At 41.8% G+C, this 17,183-nt stretch carries 16 protein-coding genes and 1 other annotated feature (1 of these 17 running past the window's edge); all 16 genes read right to left on the reverse strand.

The annotated features are described in order from the left end of the window. Window positions 1–13, reverse strand: a binding site (T-box leader) (it extends 235 nt beyond the left edge of the window). Window positions 14–56: 43 nt separating this feature from the next. The 16 genes from ytxC to icd all read right to left on the reverse strand — a co-directional run bounded on the left by ytxC (window position 57) and on the right by icd (window position 17,047). Continuing rightward, window positions 57–926, reverse strand: a complete 870-nt coding sequence (ytxC, locus tag EBQ12_RS10680; RefSeq protein WP_008346029.1) for a putative sporulation protein YtxC — start codon at window positions 924–926, stop codon at window positions 57–59. Window positions 927–986: 60 nt separating this feature from the next. Continuing rightward, window positions 987–1,625 (reverse strand): TVP38/TMEM64 family protein, encoded by a 639-nt coding sequence (locus EBQ12_RS10685; protein ID WP_108611307.1) that lies wholly within the window; start codon window positions 1,623–1,625, stop codon window positions 987–989. 32 nt (window positions 1,626–1,657) lie between these two features. After that, complete coding sequence (gene dnaI / locus EBQ12_RS10690; RefSeq protein ID WP_008346034.1) at window positions 1,658–2,587, reverse strand: primosomal protein DnaI; 930 nt, start codon at window positions 2,585–2,587, stop codon at window positions 1,658–1,660. A gap of 17 nt (window positions 2,588–2,604) precedes the next feature. Continuing rightward, window positions 2,605–4,026, reverse strand: a complete 1,422-nt coding sequence (gene dnaB, locus EBQ12_RS10695) for a replicative helicase loading/DNA remodeling protein DnaB (RefSeq protein WP_125589945.1) — start codon at window positions 4,024–4,026, stop codon at window positions 2,605–2,607. 99 nt (window positions 4,027–4,125) lie between these two features. Continuing rightward, window positions 4,126–4,584, reverse strand: a complete 459-nt coding sequence (gene nrdR / locus EBQ12_RS10700; protein WP_003216720.1) for a transcriptional regulator NrdR — start codon at window positions 4,582–4,584, stop codon at window positions 4,126–4,128. Window positions 4,585–4,588: 4 nt separating this feature from the next. Then, window positions 4,589–4,975 carry a hypothetical protein gene (locus EBQ12_RS10705; protein WP_008346039.1) on the reverse strand — a complete coding sequence of 129 codons (387 nt, stop codon included), beginning with the start codon at window positions 4,973–4,975 and terminating at the stop codon, window positions 4,589–4,591. A gap of 185 nt (window positions 4,976–5,160) precedes the next feature. After that, window positions 5,161–5,541: an adenosylmethionine decarboxylase gene (gene speD / locus EBQ12_RS10710; protein WP_003216492.1), complete on the reverse strand. Its 381-nt coding sequence runs from the start codon at window positions 5,539–5,541 to the stop codon at window positions 5,161–5,163. 236 nt (window positions 5,542–5,777) lie between these two features. Beyond that, entirely contained in the window at window positions 5,778–6,800 is a 1,023-nt protein-coding gene (locus EBQ12_RS10715) for a glyceraldehyde-3-phosphate dehydrogenase (RefSeq protein WP_008346043.1), read from the reverse strand. A 172-nt stretch (window positions 6,801–6,972) separates the two neighbouring features. After that, window positions 6,973–7,578: a dephospho-CoA kinase gene (gene coaE / locus EBQ12_RS10720; protein ID WP_125589947.1), complete on the reverse strand. Its 606-nt coding sequence runs from the start codon at window positions 7,576–7,578 to the stop codon at window positions 6,973–6,975. Window positions 7,579–7,591: 13 nt separating this feature from the next. Continuing rightward, window positions 7,592–8,224: a sporulation membrane protein YtaF gene (gene ytaF / locus EBQ12_RS10725; RefSeq protein ID WP_007501684.1), complete on the reverse strand. Its 633-nt coding sequence runs from the start codon at window positions 8,222–8,224 to the stop codon at window positions 7,592–7,594. A 174-nt stretch (window positions 8,225–8,398) separates the two neighbouring features. Then, window positions 8,399–9,232 carry a DNA-formamidopyrimidine glycosylase gene (gene mutM / locus EBQ12_RS10730; protein WP_007501686.1) on the reverse strand — a complete coding sequence of 278 codons (834 nt, stop codon included), beginning with the start codon at window positions 9,230–9,232 and terminating at the stop codon, window positions 8,399–8,401. Between the two features lie 25 nt (window positions 9,233–9,257). Beyond that, a complete protein-coding gene (gene polA / locus EBQ12_RS10735; RefSeq protein ID WP_050827545.1) occupies window positions 9,258–11,897 on the reverse strand; it encodes a DNA polymerase I in 2,640 nt (879 codons plus the stop codon). Window positions 11,898–12,151: 254 nt separating this feature from the next. Then, window positions 12,152–13,894 (reverse strand): two-component system histidine kinase PnpS, encoded by a 1,743-nt coding sequence (gene pnpS / locus EBQ12_RS10740; protein ID WP_017358268.1) that lies wholly within the window; start codon window positions 13,892–13,894, stop codon window positions 12,152–12,154. After that, window positions 13,887–14,615, reverse strand: a complete 729-nt coding sequence (locus tag EBQ12_RS10745) for a response regulator transcription factor (protein WP_017358269.1) — start codon at window positions 14,613–14,615, stop codon at window positions 13,887–13,889. Before EBQ12_RS10745 ends, pnpS begins: the two co-directional genes overlap by 8 nt. Window positions 14,616–14,802: 187 nt before the next feature. Then, a complete protein-coding gene (gene mdh / locus EBQ12_RS10750; RefSeq protein WP_007501693.1) occupies window positions 14,803–15,741 on the reverse strand; it encodes a malate dehydrogenase in 939 nt (312 codons plus the stop codon). 34 nt (window positions 15,742–15,775) lie between these two features. After that, window positions 15,776–17,047 carry an NADP-dependent isocitrate dehydrogenase gene (gene icd, locus EBQ12_RS10755; RefSeq protein ID WP_008346060.1) on the reverse strand — a complete coding sequence of 424 codons (1,272 nt, stop codon included), beginning with the start codon at window positions 17,045–17,047 and terminating at the stop codon, window positions 15,776–15,778. Between the last annotated feature and the right edge of the window lie 136 nt (window positions 17,048–17,183).

A 17,183-nucleotide genomic window follows, 5' to 3' on the forward strand; every position in this document is an offset into this window, starting at 1 on the left:
TCAATACGGTCTCTGTATGAAGTTACACCGTATTATAAAACGTTTTTTCGTGAAAATCAAGAAAGCTTTTCACTTTTCTTTTCCAAATGGCTAGGAACAAATTGTACATGCTGTTCTTGAAACGAATGAGGCGGGAATACCTCGACTCTTTCTTGAAAAATATTTTGAATGGTTTGCACCATCGAGTGACCTGTATCATCTGTAAATAGGTCAATTTTTTGTGGCGCAATGGATACTAGCGGTGCAATCAACTGCGAATCAATATACATTGGATGCTCTCTTACAAACTGTCTGTCTATGTATTGTTTTTGATCACGCTCAGAAGCGTACCGAAATTCCCAAATCATCAGGCGGTCCTGATGCACAACATGTACTTTTTCAAGCTTAGGTTCTCTTGACATCACATAGTCTCGAAGGGATTGAATAAAGTTTTGATATTCTTGTTCCATTTTATATTCTTCGATGGATACTTCAACATAGTTCTTCAGCCTTCTGTCATACGCTGAGAGCCTAAATGTCATAAATGAACCAATGGAAAAAACACCTTTCTGTAAAGAAATCGTCTCAAGCTCTTTTTTTAACAGATCCTCCCTCGGTGGGTCTTGATGAATTCCAGGGATATCATCTAGATCCCCTTTCATGATGCTATGTGCGATTGAAAGAATTTGGTGCTGCTCTTCTGGATCTTTAAATAAGTATGTGTTTTCAAGGATGCTACGCATGCGTTCATTTTCTTTGCATTCCAAAAAAAAGTGAATCAGTAATGTCCGCACAATGTGCTCTATGGCTTCTCCTGATTTTTTCGCTTCTATGAGAAGCCGGTCTTTCCCTTGTTGAATCGAAATGTGATGCCGACTGTCCAAGTGTTCAGCAAGATGTAAAAAAGCGGCGGTATCATATTCATCTTCAAAGATTATTTCAAGCATGTTTGTCCCCCCTAACGACATCTGTTACATATATATGGGGGGAACATAAAAAATAGACGCCTAAAATAAATCAGGCATCTTTCTTTTTAAAATCAGTGGCACTAAGATAAAGATCAAATAAATCAAACAAACAATCGCTAAGGCGGCATAATTTCCGCTTACAAAGCTTGATCCAAGGACATTTAATGCCACAGTACCAGGTATTAACCCTAAAAAAGTCGCTGCCGCAAATGCACGATAATTCGCACGTGAAGCTGCTGCGGCATAACTGACAAAATCAAAGTGAATGGGTGCAATGCGTAATAAGAGGATATAAAGAAATCCATGCTCTTGAATACGGGACGTCACCGCTTTTAGCTTCCGATTGCTTGATTCGGTTTCCTGCTTGTTTGAACGGAAGGTTGAGGCAAGCAGGAAAGATCCTGTTGCACCTGCTGTCGCACCAGCTAAGGCATAAATGGTCCCAAGGACACTGCCGAATGCCAAACCTGCTGCTAGCGAAAAGACGGTGAGAGGGACAAGCACAAATGGACGAAAAAGTGATAAGAAAAGAAAGACAAAGGGAGCCAGCATCCCAAATTGAAGAATCCAATTCTTCACATCTTTCGGCGACAGTTGAAGATGCTGTTTGTTGAGCCACCATAGCACAGCAGCTACAACCCCAATCACGAGGAAAAGCAGCCATTTTCTTTTATTCATTGCATCCGCTCCCCTTCACGTGACCTATCTTTTTATAAATGACGGCGATTTTCCCCTTCAAGCAGAACTGGTTCAGCTAGGTAGAGAATACGTTCCATTAATCGAGCTGCCTTCACCTCTTCTTTTTCCCCGCGCTGTGAGTACGTAAAGTGATGCTTTAACTCATTCGGTGAGAAATTAGAAGAGAAAAAAGTCGGCAGCTGCTCTGCCATGCGATATTGCAAGATTGTTCCTAAAAGTTCATCTCGTACCCAGCTTGTCATCGACTCTGCTCCAATATCATCAAGCATTAAAATTGGTGTTGATTTGACCATATTTAGCTTCTCTTCGAGTGTATGATCGGCTAACGAATTTTTTAACTCTCTCACAAATTCAGGCACGTATACAAGGAGAGATGGATACTCTTTTACCGCTAGCTGCTGCGCAATTGCTGCCAGAATAAATGTTTTTCCGACCCCAAACTTCCCGTGTAAATAAAGGCCTTTTCCCTTACCTGTTTCATCATAACTTTGCAAGAATTGACCTACTTTTTGAATGACTTCTTGTCTTCCAACCACATTTAAATCAGCAAACGTCGCTTGAAGAACATTCTGTGGAATATACATACTTTTCATAAGTTCTTGCTGTTTTTTCTGTCTATCAAGCCGCAGTTTGACAGGACAAGGGGAATATTCAATATCAATGCTCTGACCTTTGATCACAAGCTTCGGGTGATACCCGTCTAAAATGACATTTACATTCTCTTCCTCTAAGCAGTAAGAACAGCCCTTTGATTGCTGTACATATTCAAAGAGTCTGTTCAAGCTGCGATTGATCATGTCTTCTTGGATGTCCTCTTGATGCTCCTTTAAAAAAGCTTTTACATCTTCATCAGCTAGGACACTTTCTTTAATCTGATTGTATCTCACGCGAAAATCAACCCGCCCTTTTAGCTGATCAAATGAACGACCGATCGGTTTCATCTCCATCTCACCTCACATTAATGTGCATTGTACTTTTTCATATTATTAAACTGATCTAACAATTTTTCTTTTTCTCGTTCGAGGTCCTCTGTAGACAAGTTATCTGTCTGTTCTTTCGGCTGTTCTTTCGTTTCAGCTTCCTTCATCCAGTCAGGCAGCTTCTCCTCGCGGATCACTTTTCCTGATCCATATGATTGACGTTTATTTTTTTGCTGCGCCCATTCTGTCATTTGCCTATTCTCTTCTTTGGCAATTTTCATAGCAGCTGCCACGGTTTTAATTTTCTTTCGCACCCAGTGGGCGGCGATTTTCTGCATATATGTTTTGGACAGCTTCATATCGGTTTTTAGCAGTGTATAGTAGATCAGGACATTCATGACCCCAGGCTCTAGCTGCTGCTCAAGCATAATATCTTCAACAATTCTTAAGTCTGCATACGTCGGCTCAATGCCATCTGCCATATCTTTTAGAAGCTCTCTAGGCGAAATATGATCAAGCTTTTCAATCAATTTCGCATCTGGTGCATCTGCACCTGAATTCTGCGTGACATTGTGACGTAAATGTCTTGGCTGTTTTTGATCAATCAGCTTCGGCTGTTCGCCTCTGTATTCAATTTGATACCAGTCTCTCGCTGCTTTTCGCAGATCCTCAGTTGATATCATCTGATCTGAGCCACAGGCACCTGCGACAATATTTTGCATCTGCAGCGGGGTGATACCATAGACGACCGCTAACTTCTTAATTGTCTCTTTCACTTGCTTTGTCAAAGCTTTTCTCGGAATCATCATGTCCGACATGCCTACTAACAGGAGATCAAAATCAAAAGATTCATCTGAAAGCGGTGCAGGCTGACTTGAGCCAACTGTCACATATTCGTAGCCCTCGTCAAGCGATGACGCCTGATTGATTTCCTCTGTCATCTTGCGCTCTCCTGGCTGCAAGACGTGAAACACTTCTTCAAACGATCGGGAGATGTTCTTTGCATCAGCAGGAACTCCTGGATAAGAAAAATAATCACGAAGCTGCATATATTTTGCTTTCTCTACCCGATGATACAAAAGGACATTCAGCATACCGTCTTGGAAAAATTCATCCGGTCTCAGCGGCGGCACGAGCTCATATGTAAACAGTCTGCCTTCTTCCGTTTCCTGTTCATATGTGCGGAGTAATCCGATCGCTTCAAGCTTTAAGCGCTCCTCAAAAATATCATTTAAATTCGTTTGCAGCATCACCATCAGCTGACGGTGAGGTGCGGGTTTCCCCCACATTCGATTTTGTTCCAGCTCTCCCCAGAGCGTCATGTATAAACTGAAAGCGGACATGCCAATAAGCGGCTGATATAAAAGAGTAATAAGCTGTCTATCGATGTCACCGAGCAATGAAGCGCTTTTGACGACATACGGATCGACGGCTAGCACTTCCTTCCAATGCTCTGTCATATGCTGATCCTCCCTTAATACGGTTGTCTTCATTGTACACTCTTTTTGCGTTTTACGCTTTACGCAGGAAAAAGAGCATGAAGAATCTTCAGCTCTTTTTTAGCGTTCTTTCTTTAATAAATCTTTTAATTCATCAATAAATACATTGATATCTTTAAATTGACGATATACCGACGCAAACCTGACGTAAGACACTTCATCAATTTTCGCCAGCTCGTCCATCACCATTTCCCCTACAAGCTCGCTTTTCACCTCTGACATGCCTTGGTTACGCAATTCCTTCTCGATGTTAAAGCAGACATCCTCGAGCTGTTTTAAAGCGACAGGACGCTTTTCACACGCTTTAATGAGGCCTCTCAGCATCTTTTCCCGGCTGAATTCTTCTCGAATTCCTTCTTTTTTCACCACAATCAATGGCAATTCTTCTAATTTTTCAAACGTCGTGAAGCGATATTGACAGCTTTCACACTCTCTTCTCCGACGGATGGACTTCCCTTCATCTACTGGTCTTGAATCAAGCACCCTTGTGCCAAGGTGCTGACATGTGGGACATTTCATTTCATCAGCTCCGATCTCTTCTTGGAAGTTGTTTGTCTAGTTCTTTATAGAGGGACAAAACAGCCTTTTGACTGTAGCCAAAGTCTGTTGGCAGTGCTGTTTCTGTTGTCACATTAAAATCGACAGCTGTTTCAAAAGGACGAATTGAAATGACAGTCGCCACGAGAAAAGCTTTTTTCGGCGTTCGTATGTTTGCGCTGATTTCACCTCGTTCTGCTGAAACAGATGTCACTTGATAGGAATCGTTTCTTGAAAGAACAGCTTCTACCGCTTGAAAAGCTTGAGTTTGTGTCGATTTGTAGTAATGGCTTTTCAGCTCTGACACTGGATGATGGTCAGATGTTTCTGTATGATTTGAAATGAATCGTTTGAGCTTTTGTCCTAAAGTCATACACGTATCCCCTTTGTCATAAACCCTCTTCTTTATTTTATAAAAAAAACCTTTGTTTTCCTAGAACAAAAGTATAGACAGGTTGGATCATGCTGGATGCCCGTGTATGAAACAAATATAAAAAGGAGCATAACACAAAGGCATTTAATGCTTTTGGCCAGCTCCCATTGCAATCTTTTTTATGTTTACAGTGCTTTGGCTTGCGCCTGTTTCACTTGTACAGGTCCCATGCCTCGAGGAATTTCGATGTTTTCTCTTGTTTCAGCACCTAGTTCATCTCCGATATGATCTGCTGCAATATTCGGATCTAGATCGCCGCAAGTATAAACATCTATGCTCGCATAACCATGTTCAGGAAAGCTGTGAATTGTCAGATGAGATTCAGAAATAATGACAACTCCACTTACTCCTTGAGGTGCAAATTTGTGAAAAGCAACCTCTCTTACTTCAGCTCCTGATTTCAAAGCTGCATTTACAAACGTTTTTTCAATAAAATCCATGTCGTTCAGTTTATCACAGTCGCATCCCCATAACTCGGAGATAACGTGACGTCCGATTGTTTCCATCATGGACCCCCCTTTAAACAAGAATGAAAGAGTGAAGTTCTAAGCAGCCGGACCGGACATATACCACGGGGGAAAGTTAGTCCAAAGAGGTCCTAACCCTTTAAGTATACCCGAATGAGTCTGCGAACAAGAAGTTCACGAAAAATAGTATACTTTGTTTAGACCCATTTTGCAAGCTGTGTTTTTAGTGGGATTTTCTCTCATTTCTTGAAAAGGGACGTTCAGTCTTCTTCATTTCAAACAGCTGAAAGCTCTTTCATCTGGGAACCAACAAACTTTACAAGATCAACCACTCTGCAAGAATAGCCCCATTCATTGTCATACCATGCAAGAACTTTTACTTTTCTGCCTTCCATCACCATCGTTGTAAGTCCATCAACGACAGCAGAATAAGGGTTTGTGTTAAAGTCTGTGGAGACAAGTGGTTCATCGGTGTAATCTAATATGCCAGCAAGAGATGTTTTTGAAGCCGTTGCAAAGGCAGCATTGACCTCTTCTGCTGTGACATCTTTTTTCAAGTCGACCACAAGATCAACCATCGATACATTAGAAACTGGCACTCGAAGTGCAAGTCCATGTAATTTCCCTTTCATGTGCGGCAGCACTAAAGAAAGCGCTTTAGCGGCACCCGTCGTCGTTGGAATGATGGACTGGGCACATGCTCTTGCCCGGCGCAAATCCTTGTGGGGGTTGTCGATATTTTTTTGATCATTTGTATAAGCATGAACCGTTGTCATTAAACCGTTGTCGATGCCAAATTCATCATCTAACAATTTGACAACTGGTGCTAAACAGTTTGTTGTACATGATGCGTTTGAAATAACGACGTGCTTTTCAGGATCAAGATCATCCTCATTGACACCCATTACAATTGTAACGTCTTCATTTTTACCTGGAGCTGTAAGTACGACCTTTTTCGCTCCGGCATCTATATGGCCCATCGCTTGATCTTTTGAATTAAATTTCCCTGTTGCTTCGATCACGATATCAATCCCAAGCTCTCCCCATGGAAGCTGCTTTGGGTCTCTATTATTGAGCAAAAGCACTCTTTTGCCATTGACAATCAACGCGTCATCTTCTGCTGTCACATCGCATTCGTAACGTCCATGATTTGTGTCATATTTAATTAAATGTGCTAGCGTTTCGGCAGGATAGCTTGCGTTCACCGCTACAATTTGAATTTGATCATCAAGCATTGCTTTTCTGAAGACCATGCGTCCAATTCTGCCAAACCCATTGATCGCTGCTTTTACCTTCATGAACAGGTCACTCCTCTATTATGTGTTATACTCAATAAATTTATTTATGAAATTAGTATATCACATTAGAATGTAATTGCCAGTATATAAACGTATATTTTCAAAAAAGGGCTGTTCTTTGCAATGAAATTGACGAAAAAAGCATAAAAAAAGAAGAGTACTGTATGTACTCTTACTTATCTGTATGTTCCCATTCGTTTAATATGTTCTCTAATTGCTTTCTCATAAAAGCGAGATCTTTTGTGTTTTCTATCACGCGGTCTGCTTTTTGGCATTTTTCCTCAAGAGACTGCTGGGAGTGAATGCGATTCAGCGCTTCTTCCTCACTCAAGTCGTTTCGATTCATGAGCCGCGACAGCTGCAAATCAGGCGTCGTGTACACAACGATGATACGGTCGACCAGCCCTTCCAGCTTGCTCTCAAATAGGAGCGGAATATCAAGCACAACAAATGTTTCATTGTTGCTGACCCCTTCATCACGCTGCTTGAGCATTTCCTTTCTGACTTCAGGATGAACGATGGCATTGAGCTTTTTTCTTTTCTCTTCATCAGAAAAAATGATCGCTCCAAGCTGCTGCCGGTTCAGTTCACCATTTGGCAGAAGAACCTCTTCACCAAAAGTTTGAACGATTTGATGAAGGGCAGGCGATCCTTTAGAAACCGCTTCTTTTGCAATGATATCTGCATCCACCACCCGAATGCCTTTCTCTTTTATCATCTGCGAGACTGTGCTTTTTCCGCTAGCAATCCCGCCTGTTAATCCAATGACGAGCGTCAATTCGTTTCCTCCTTTACAGCTTCCACACCCCAATTAAAATGAGCAACAGCCCTGGTAAGCATGCGAGTTTATCGATCCAGCGCCAATTGGCCAAATAATGACCTGCACGCAGTCCGATGCATACAAAAAGAGAACTCATCACAGCGACCGTGATGCTCATGACAATTGGAGAAAAACCAAGAATCGCTGCACCAATCCCTGCACCAAATGCATCGATGGATAAAGCAATTCCAAGAAGCACCGCTTCCATTCCATTAATGGTGCCAGAGCGGTCAATATCTGCACTTGTAGGCTTTCGCAAAATATGAATGACAAGCCCAAGAGACTGCACTTCTACATTGAGAAGTGTTTTTTCATGAAGGAGCAAATCACGCTCTTTCGCTGGTTTATAAAATTGATACAGAACCCAAAGTCCGATGGCAATTAAAATGCCTCCACCCAGTTTATCTGTCACTGAGACAGGGAGGAATGTCGTGAGCAGGCTGCCAATCAGCATGGAAATGAGCAACACAATTCCTGAACAGCAAGCAATAATAACGATGGCTTTAAATGGAATCCTCATCTTGCGAAGACCATACGTAAAACCTACAGAAAAGCTGTCAATGCTGACGGCAATAGCTAAAAACAGAAGCGAAAACGAAATCATACCTGTACTCTTCCTTTCTGTTCATGCAACGATGATCAAGAGTCTCTAGGCGTCCTTAGACTCTTCTTCACTATATGAAGAGCAGGTGGGCTGTGTGTCAGTCTACACCTTGCTGAAAAAAGAATGTTTTTTATCGTATGCATGGCAAAAAGGAAGCATGCTGACGGCTTACTTTTATGAAGGGCGTTTTTGGCAGGTCACACAAAAATGAGTGCCGCGCCCTCCAACCACTGTTTTTTCTATGATACTTCCGCACGTCTGGCAAGGTTCTCCCCGCCGGTCATATACAAGAAGCTGTAACTGAAAAGTCCCAATATCACCTTGTGAATTGATGTAGGAACGAATGGTGCTACCTCCTGCATCAACAGCCACTTGAAGTGTGTCAATAATATGTTTGTGGAGCACCTTGCAAGATGCAAGACTTAGCTGATTCGCTTTTGTTTCTGGATGAATGCCTGATTTAAACAGCACTTCATCTACATAAATATTACCGAGGCCTACCACGATTTTTTGATCAAGTAAAGCCGTTTTGACCACGCGGGAGGTTTTCTTTAATTGCTCCCATAAATAGTCTGGTGTAAATGAGTCTGAAAAAGGTTCATACCCCAGCTGTGATAGCGGAAGTTCTTTTTCTTCTTCGCCTGGCTGAAATAGATGCATCGTCCCAAATTTACGGACATCATGATACCGAAGTTCGGTACCATCTGTGAACGTAAAGACGACGTGTACATGTTTATCATAAGGCTCACCCGTTTCATGTACACGGTATTTCCCTTCCATTCTTAAATGGGAGACCATCACATAGTGGTCTAAATGAAAGAGTAGAAACTTCCCTCTTCTTTCAATGGTTTGAATGGTTTCTCCTACCATCCTTCTAGCGAACTCTTCCGGTTCCCCAGGACGTTTGATGATATTTGGCCATTTGATATCGACCGTTTCAATCGTTTTTCCTTTTACTAACCGCTGAAGAGTGCGCCGGACGGTCTCAACCTCTGGTAATTCCGGCATGCTCCTCGCTCCTTTTTCTCTCTCTTTATTTTGCGTCGTACCAAGATGGGCCTGAAGCGAAATCGACTTTTAGCGGCACATCGAGCTGAAGTGCGCTTTCCATGACTTCTGGGACGATTTTTTCTAATATGGCGATTTCTTCTTTTGGCGCTTCAAAGATCAGTTCATCGTGCACTTGCAATAACAGATTTGCCTGCAGATTCTCTTCTTTTAACTTTCGTGCCATATCAATCATCGCTTTTTTGATGATATCGGCGGCACTGCCTTGGATCGGTGTGTTCATTGCCGTTCTTTCCGCAAAGCTTTTCACATTAAAATTACGGCTTGTGATATCTGGGATATATCGTCTACGTTTAAGAAGCGTGGTCACATATCCTTTTTGTTTTGCTTCCTGCACGATGTCCTCCATATAGGTTTTCACGCCTTTAAAGCTTGTTAAATAACGGTCAATGAAGGCCGCTGCTTCTTTTCTTGTAATCCCAAGATTTTGAGACAGTCCATAATCACTAATTCCATATACGATTCCGAAGTTGACAGCTTTGGCCTGTCTTCTCATAGAGGAAGTCACTTCTTCTTCTGAGACATGGAACACATCCATGGCTGTTTTCGTGTGAATATCCATATCTTGCGTAAAAGCTTCAATCAAGTTCTCATCTTGAGAAATGTGCGCGAGTACACGCAGCTCAATTTGAGAATAGTCAGCTGCAAACATGAGCCAGCCTTCTTTTGACGGAACGAACGCTTGACGAATTTTTCGGCCTTCTTCTAAACGAATCGGGATGTTTTGAAGGTTTGGGTCTGTTGAGCTTAGTCTTCCTGTTTGTGTAAGTGCCTGATTAAATCTTGTGTGCACTTTATGCGTATCTTTGCGCGTCACTTTCATTAAGCCTTCCACATAAGTGGATTGCAGCTTTCCTATTTGACGGTAATGCAGAATGGACCGAATAATTTCGTGCTTGTCTTCAAGCTTTTCAAGGACATCCGCAGACGTAGAGTAGCCTGTTTTGGTCTTTTTGATAACCGGCAGTCCTAATTTTTCAAATAAAATCACACCAAGTTGCTTCGGTGAATTGATGTTAAATGTTTCTCCTGCTAACCGATGAATGGTTTCTTCATATTCCTTCAGCTTCTTCGTGAGTTCTTCACCCATTTTCTGAAGACGTTCAACATCCACTTTTACCCCAAGAGATTCCATTTCACCTAAGATGAGGGCAAGTGGCAACTCTAAATCTTCATACAGCTCATGCTGATCATTCTTTTCTAACGCTTCAAGGGTCAAATCATGCAACGCAGAGATCGCTGCTGCTTTTCTTCCAAGATGGTCTTTTAGCTCTTCTTCAGGTGGAATCGCCTGTTTCGCTCCTTTTCCGTAAACTTTTTCATCGGAAAGGGCTATGTTCAGGCCATATTCCTTCGCCACACTTGCAACGTCCTCATAGGATTTCTGCGGATTGACCACATAGGAAGCGAGCAGGACATCGTTATCGACACCTTTTAGATCAACATCATGCCATCTGAGCGCAACAACCGCTCTTTTGGAATCAAAGACCCATTTCTTCTTCGTTTCATCCTGTACCCATTGTTTAAACGCTTCAGATTGCAGAGCATCTTCTTTTGTCATAAAAAATGCACCGTTCTCATTATGGATCGCAAACCCTATCAAATCGGCTTCGTGATAATTGTCTCCTAGCTGTTCTACCACAAGTGCAGCGTGATCTGTCAGCATGTCCTCCGTGACATCTGTCATTTTCTTCACGTCTAGTTCGTCTATTTCTACTGGTTCATCTGATTCTGGCGCTTCTCCTAAACGCTCTAGCAGTGTTTGAAAGCCCAGTTCTTTATAAAGCGAGATGACCTGCTCCATGTGAGGACCTTCATAGGCGAGCTCTTTGCTTGATACATCTATTGGTGCTTCTACGAGAATCGTCGCCAGCTTTTTACTCATCACCGCTTGTTCTTTATATTCTTCAAGCTTTTCTTTTAGCTTTTTCCCGCTGACTTCGTCAATATGATCAAGCAGATTTTCAACCGTTTCAAACTGCTTTAGTAATTTGATCGCTGTTTTTTCACCGACACCAGGCACGCCCGGGATATTGTCTGATGAGTCTCCCATCAGCCCTTTCATGTCGATGATTTGATCTGGCCTGAGTCCGTATTTCTCTTCAATATGTGCCGGTGTGTAATATTCTACTTCTGTGATCCCTTTTTTCGTAATGGCTACTGTTGTATGGTCTGTTGAAAGCTGCGTTAAGTCTTTATCTCCTGAGAAGATTTTGACCTCAAAGCCGTCCTTTTCTGCCTCTACAGCCAGTGTGCCGATAATGTCATCCGCCTCGTATTGCGGAAGCTCGTACCTTTTCACTTGATAAGCATCTAATAGCTCACGGATGAACGGCATTTGTTCTGATAGTTCTGGCGGAGTTTTTTGTCTTCCGCCTTTATATTCCTTAAAGGTCTCGTGACGGAAGGTGGTTTTACCCGCATCAAATGCTACGAGCATATGAGTCGGCTTCTCGTCTTCCAGCATCTTCATTAAGATCATCGCAAAGCCATAAATGGCATTTGTATGTACGCCTTTATCATTTGATAATAGCGGTAAAGCAAAAAAAGCTCGATAAGCGAGACTGTTTCCATCCACAAGTACTAATTTCTTTTGATCTGTCATCTTTTAATCCTCCATCGACTGAGCCGGCTCAGCCGTCTCTTTCGCACATTGTATGTTCATTTTATCAAAGTTTATTTTGAAAAGAAAATAGACGAGCCTGCATAAAAAAGGGACGAAAACAACAAGTGTTTTCGTCCTTCCAAAATTGGCTCCTTGGATGAAGGGGTTCCTATTCATCCTACCAATGATTGATTAACAAAACATGAATTCATTGTAAAGATCATGTAAATTTTAACGCCACTTTCCATTCTTCTCTATTTTGACTTTAAACTCACGGTAAACGTCGTCCCTTTGCCTTGTTTGCTATGAACAGAAATCGTTCCTTCATGTGCTTCGACAAGGTGTTTGACAATGGCAAGACCAAGCCCTGTACCGCCTGAGTTTCTACTTCGATCTTTATCAATTCGATAAAATCTCTCGAATATTCTTGGAATCTCACTCTTTTTCATACCGATCCCTGTATCTGCTACATCAAATTCATAGCTATCTTTCCTCTGTCTTGCTGTGATCGTGACACTTCCTCCCTCTGGTGTATAGGTGAGAGCATTATTGATCAGATTGAGGAAAATTTGTTTTAATCTCAGCGGATCTGCCATGACATAGACCGGCTCTTTCGGGACACGCACTTGTAGGTCAATGCCTTTTTCAGCAGCCTTTTGTTTTAGCAGCACTTCAATCTCTTGAATGATTTCTGTCGCATTGGCTTCTTGAATATTCAGCTTAAAATGCTGTTGTTCAATTTTCGAGAGATCAAGTAAGTCTTGGATGAGTGTTTCTAAACGAATACTCTCTTTTAGGATGATGGACAAAAATTGTGTGAGCGCTTCTTTATCGTCAATAGCACCATCCAGAAGTGTTTCAGAAAAGCCTTTGATGGACGTGATCGGTGTCTTTAATTCATGTGACACGTTAGCGACAAAGTCTTTTCGCATCTGTTCTAGCTGCTTTGTTTCTGTCACATCATGAAAGACAAGAACAATTCCTTTCCATTCATCGTCCGTACTTAAGATCGGAACACCATCGACTTGGAAATAACGCCGCTCGATGTCAACAGCGAGACGTAAGAACTTTCGGACCTTGGTTTCTGTCATGAAAATTTCGTCTATTAATTCAATAATCTCTTCATGGGTAAAGGCTTCATGATACAGCTTGTGCATGTAAATGTGTTTTTGCACTTTGAATTGCTTGCGGAATGTTCGATTGACTAAGTGGATATAGCCCATTTTATCAATCAAAATAATCCCCGCTCCAATGTTTTCAATGACTGTTTGCAGACGATCTCGCTGCATTTCGCCAGCGCTTGTCATGTCTTGAAGACTTTCTGCCAGACGCTTCATTGATGTATTGAGTTCACTTGTTTCAATGATCAGCTCTTCATAGTTATTTGTATCATAGTTCCCTCGTTCAAGCTGTTTGGCCACCTTTGTGGCATAATCAATCGGCTTTACATACTTCATCGACATGCGATAGCCAAAAAAGACGATGATAATGATGGCTGAACCAAGACAAAAGGCTAATGCAAGCCAGAGCTGACCATCAATCTCATTCAAAGGCTGGAATGAAGCATGAAGAAATAAATATCCCGCCGGTTCGTTTTGTTTCATCATTGGAACTGCATAATGAAACAGCGCATCCTTCTCATCCTCAATGAACGTTCCTTTTGTTTGGAGCTGCTCACTTTTCAGTGTGTTTAAAATGACAGCCCTTTGTTCTGCTTGACCCGTTGTATGTATGATATTCCCCTTCACGTCCACAATCGACGCATTCATATCGAGATGCTGCTTTGCTTGATTGAGAATCTTCTTGTTTTGCTCCGCGTTCAAATCTTCAACATTCATTGAAGAAAGGAGAAAACTCGATTCCTTTTCCATTCGTTCGGTTAATTTTGTTTCATAGAAAATATGAAACATATGATCCAAGAAAAGACCAAGCGCAACAAACACAATAAACAGGAGAAAAATGAGCCCAGAAAAAAGGCGGGTTCTCACTTTACTCATTTGGCTTTGGCTCCTCCAATTTGTAGCCTAAGCCTCGAATGGTTTTAATATATGTTGGTTTTTTCGTGTTCTTTTCAATTTTGTCCCGCAAGTGGCTGATATGCACATCCACAATACGAGTATCACCTGCAAAGTCATAATTCCAAACCGCACTTAACAATAGATCACGCGTAAGGACACGGCCTTTATGCTTAGCCAAATAAAGAAGCAGTTCAAACTCCTTTGGCGTGAGCTCTAGACGTTCTTCTTGGAAATAGACTTCGTAATGTTCAGGTAAAATGCGCAGGTCTCCAATTTTGATTTGGTCTGCAATGATCTCTTCCTTCTCTTCTTGCACGGGAGCCGGCTGAGATTGCTGTGCTCTTCTCAAAATGGCTTTTACCCGAGCACCCACTTCTCTAGGACTGAAAGGTTTTGTCATGTAATCATCGGCTCCAAGTTCAAGACCGAGCACCTTATCAAATTCATCGTCCTTTGCTGTCAGCATTAAAATAGGGAACATCATTTTTTGAATTCTCAGTTGTTTGCACACCTCAATGCCGTCCATTTTCGGAAGCATTAAATCAAGCACAATCAGATCAGGCTGTTCACTTGCTGCTTTTTCAAGCGCTTCTTCTCCGTCTTTTGCTGTGACGACATCGTAGCCCGCCCTTTCAAGGTTATAGCTTAGAAGTGTTACAATTGATTCTTCATCATCCACAACTAATATTTTTTTATTCATGTTGTGCCTCCAATTAGTGATTTCCCCTGCATCCGGTTTTTTGTATCTTATGTGAAAAGCGAGAAGTCATGCTTTCTCTTTCATTTTAACGAAAGCTTAACAAGAGAACAATTTAAAATTTCGACAAGATTGACTTTGTAAACAAAAAGAAGACTCCTCATACGAGAAGCCTTCTTTTTTATTCATATTAAGACAATACTTTCATGACGTTCTTTACAGATTCAACAGAACGGTCAAGCTGACTTCTTTCTTCTTCTGTCAGCTCAAGCTCGATGATCTGCTCAAGGCCGTTTCCACCTACGATTGTTGGAACTCCAAGGTAAATGCCTTCGTAGCCATATTCACCTTCAAGGTATGCAATCGTCGGCATGACGCGGCGTTGATCTTTTAAGATCGCCTCAACCATTTCTACGAGTGAAGCAGCAGGTGCATAATACGCACTACCGTTACCTAATAGGTTGACGATCTCACCGCCGCCTTTTCTTGTTCTTTCAACAATTGCATCAATTCGCTCTTTAGGAATTAATGTTTCCAGCGGGATACCGCCTGCATAAGAGTAACGTACAAGAGGAACCATGTCGTCCCCATGTCCGCCAAGAACAAAGCCCGTCACATCTTTCACAGATAGGTTTAATTCTTGAGCAACGAACGTACGGAAACGTGCTGTATCAAGAATTCCTGATTGTCCGATGACTTTTTCTTTTGGTAATCCTGATTCTTTATAAACTGCATATGTCATTGCATCAACAGGGTTTGTTAACACAACAATGATCGCTTCTGGAGAATATTTAACGATTTCACGTGTCACACTGCGCATGATTTTTTCATTTGTTGACACGAGGTCGTCACGGCTCATTCCCGGCTTTCTTGCAATTCCTGCCGTAATGACCACGACATCAGAACCGGCTGTATCTTCGTAGTTAGAAGTTCCTGTAATATTCGCATCGAAGCCTTGAACAGGGCTTGCTTCCAGCATGTCAAGTGCTTTCCCTTTTGTCGGGTTCTCAAGCTGAGGGATATCCACTAATACGACATCCGCTAATTCTTTTTGAGCTGTTAGAAATGCTGTAGTTGCTCCAGTAAAGCCTGCTCCGATGACAGATACTTTTTTACGCTTGTTTGCCATTTCCTTTTTCCCCTTTAACTTTAAAGTTTAAGAATCAAGACAAGTTTTTGATGAGCTCGTCAGCAAACTCAGAACATTTCACTTCTGTTGCACCGTCCATTAATCTAGCAAAATCGTACGTGACGACTTTAGATGCAATTGTTTTTTCAACAGATTGAATCACTAGATCAGCAGCTTCTTGCCATCCAAGGTGCTCAAGTAAAAGCACGCCTGATAGAAGAACAGAAGATGGATTCACTTTATCAAGACCAGCATATTTCGGTGCTGTTCCGTGAGTCGCTTCAAAAATAGCGTGTCCTGTTTCGTAGTTGATGTTTGCACCAGGTGCGATACCAATTCCACCAACTTGTGCTGCAAGTGCATCAGAGATGTAGTCTCCGTTTAAGTTCATTGTTGCGACAACATCGAACTCAGCTGGACGAGTTAAAATTTGTTGAAGGAAAATATCTGCAATGCTGTCTTTGACAATGATTTTGCCAGCAGCTTCTGCTTCACTTTGCGCTTTGTTTGCCGCATCTTTTCCATCTTGTTCTACAATACGATCATATTGTGCCCATGTAAAGACTTTGTCGCCAAACTCTTTTTCAGCCACTTCGTAGCCCCAGTTTTTGAAGGCTCCTTCTGTAAATTTCATGATGTTTCCTTTGTGAACAAGTGTCACAGATTTACGGCCTTGGTCAATCGCATATTGGATCGCTGCTCTGACAAGACGAGATGTTCCTTCTTCAGAAACTGGTTTGATTCCGATACCTGATGTTTCTGGGAAACGGATTTTATTCACACCTAATTCGTTTTTCAAGAAGTCGATTAACTTCTTCACTTCGTCTGATCCTTTTGCATACTCGATTCCTGCATAGATATCTTCAGTGTTTTCACGGAAGATGACCATGTCTGTGTCTTCTGGACGTTTCACAGGAGATGGTACGCCTTGGAACCAGCGAACTGGACGTAAGCATGTGAATAAATCAAGCTCTTGTCTTAGTGCCACGTTCAATGAACGAATTCCTCCGCCAATTGGTGTTGTCAGTGGTCCTTTGATCGCGATTAAATATTCACGAATGTCTTCAAGTGTTTGCTCTGGAAGCCACTCGCCCGTTTTATTATAAGCTTTTTCACCTGCATATACTTCTTTCCAAGTGATTTGCTTTTCACCTTTATATGCTTTTTCTACAGCTGCTTCAAGAACTCTTGATGCTGCTTTCCAAATGTCAGGACCGATTCCGTCCCCTTCGATAAACGGGATAATTGGATTATTTGGTACATTCAATACGCCGCCAGTAACTGTAATTTTTTCGCCTTGTGACAATGATATTACCTCCCAGGTTATGTAGTGAATATTTGAAACTTCCAAGCTTGATGTCTGCAAGCCAAGAAGTTTTTCACGTGATTCGTTTTTTGTTGATATGGAGGCTGATTGGTTTAGATGGATCAGCCTCCACTAT

The sequence above is a fragment of the Bacillus sp. 2B09 genome (assembly GCF_003946835.1).
Taxonomy (GTDB): domain Bacteria; phylum Bacillota; class Bacilli; order Bacillales; family Bacillaceae; genus Bacillus; species Bacillus altitudinis.

What these genes read in the sequence shown, in the direction of transcription:
- ytxC (WP_008346029.1), bottom strand. Translation starts at nt 926, where the DNA reads ATGCTTGAAATAATCTTTGAAGATGAATATGATACCGCCGCTTTTTTA.
- EBQ12_RS10685 (WP_108611307.1), bottom strand. Translation starts at nt 1,625, where the DNA reads ATGAATAAAAGAAAATGGCTGCTTTTCCTCGTGATTGGGGTTGTAGCT.
- dnaI (WP_008346034.1), bottom strand. Translation starts at nt 2,587, where the DNA reads ATGAAACCGATCGGTCGTTCATTTGATCAGCTAAAAGGGCGGGTTGAT.
- dnaB (WP_125589945.1), bottom strand. Translation starts at nt 4,026, where the DNA reads ATGACAGAGCATTGGAAGGAAGTGCTAGCCGTCGATCCGTATGTCGTC.
- nrdR (WP_003216720.1), bottom strand. Translation starts at nt 4,584, where the DNA reads ATGAAATGTCCCACATGTCAGCACCTTGGCACAAGGGTGCTTGATTCA.
- EBQ12_RS10705 (WP_008346039.1), bottom strand. Translation starts at nt 4,975, where the DNA reads ATGACTTTAGGACAAAAGCTCAAACGATTCATTTCAAATCATACAGAA.
- speD (WP_003216492.1), bottom strand. Translation starts at nt 5,541, where the DNA reads ATGGAAACAATCGGACGTCACGTTATCTCCGAGTTATGGGGATGCGAC.
- EBQ12_RS10715 (WP_008346043.1), bottom strand. Translation starts at nt 6,800, where the DNA reads ATGAAGGTAAAAGCAGCGATCAATGGGTTTGGCAGAATTGGACGCATG.
- ytaF (WP_007501684.1), bottom strand. Translation starts at nt 8,224, where the DNA reads ATGATTTCGTTTTCGCTTCTGTTTTTAGCTATTGCCGTCAGCATTGAC.
- mutM (WP_007501686.1), bottom strand. Translation starts at nt 9,232, where the DNA reads ATGCCGGAATTACCAGAGGTTGAGACCGTCCGGCGCACTCTTCAGCGG.
- polA (WP_050827545.1), bottom strand. Translation starts at nt 11,897, where the DNA reads ATGACAGATCAAAAGAAATTAGTACTTGTGGATGGAAACAGTCTCGCT.
- pnpS (WP_017358268.1), bottom strand. Translation starts at nt 13,894, where the DNA reads ATGAGTAAAGTGAGAACCCGCCTTTTTTCTGGGCTCATTTTTCTCCTG.
- EBQ12_RS10745 (WP_017358269.1), bottom strand. Translation starts at nt 14,615, where the DNA reads ATGAATAAAAAAATATTAGTTGTGGATGATGAAGAATCAATTGTAACA.
- mdh (WP_007501693.1), bottom strand. Translation starts at nt 15,741, where the DNA reads ATGGCAAACAAGCGTAAAAAAGTATCTGTCATCGGAGCAGGCTTTACT.